General features: G+C 50.1%; 2 protein-coding genes. Both read left to right on the top strand.

The features are described from left to right. The coding region (locus tag B3V51_RS09960) for an RNA-binding protein (RefSeq protein WP_286708343.1) at nt 1-350 on the top strand (350 nt) is incomplete at its 5' end. 69 nt (nt 351-419) lie between these two features. Then, nucleotides 420-811 (top strand): HpcH/HpaI aldolase/citrate lyase family protein (locus B3V51_RS09955; protein WP_286708342.1); only part of this gene is annotated, 392 nt, incomplete at its 3' end.

Here is an 811-nt window from a genome sequence, read left to right as displayed (position 1 = left end):
TGGCATTTATCGATCATGTTGATGCAGCCAGACGCTCATTGACTATGCTGCCAGAGCATTTGCCAACCTATCAGCAGCCGCGCTACCAGACGGCAGCATTAATAGATGCGCTCGCCACGGACTATGACATTACCAATCGCAACCGTATTAAGCCGACTATCGCCGAGGCGACGCGCGCGATACTACGCCGCGATCCAGAGCGTATATTGCTCGCGACCGCGGCGCATCCCGATACCGCACTACTGCGTCATTTATGTGCGCAGCGAGGCATCACTATTGAGGTATTAGGTGATAAAATACACCCTTATCAAGCCATCACCCTTATCAAGCAACGAGCCAAAGACAGTTAATGCTTTTGGCTTGAGCACCACTAGCGCGATTGAACGCTTGCCCTTTACACTCTATTTATGATGCCAATTATGTCAGATATAACAAACAACGAGTCAGCGACTTACCTTGACACTCAGTCCTATGATACCCTGTCTTATGCGCATCTGATTACTGAGCGTCATGCGATGGTCAGACCGCACACGCACCATCCCTACCAACTAGGGGCGAGCCTCTATATGCCTGCCACTCGCCAAGACATCTGGCAAGTGATTAAGCGTGACAAACTACCAACGATCAATAGTATTATTATCTGTTTAGAAGATGCCGTCAGTCATGAGGATGTGGAGTTGGCGCTTGAGCGTTTGCGCACGCTGCTGGGTACGTGGGCTGAGCATGTCAATAGCATCAATGATCCATCGCGAGCTGCTGCTATTCATACTCAGCATCCAACACGTCCACTGGTTTTTATACGTCCGCGTAG

This window comes from Psychrobacter sp. UBA2514, assembly GCF_002341255.1.
Taxonomy (GTDB): Bacteria; Pseudomonadota; Gammaproteobacteria; order Pseudomonadales; family Moraxellaceae; genus Psychrobacter; species Psychrobacter pacificensis.
The sequence above is the reverse complement of the archived record's forward strand: the minus strand, read 5'-3'. Positions and strand labels throughout refer to the sequence as shown.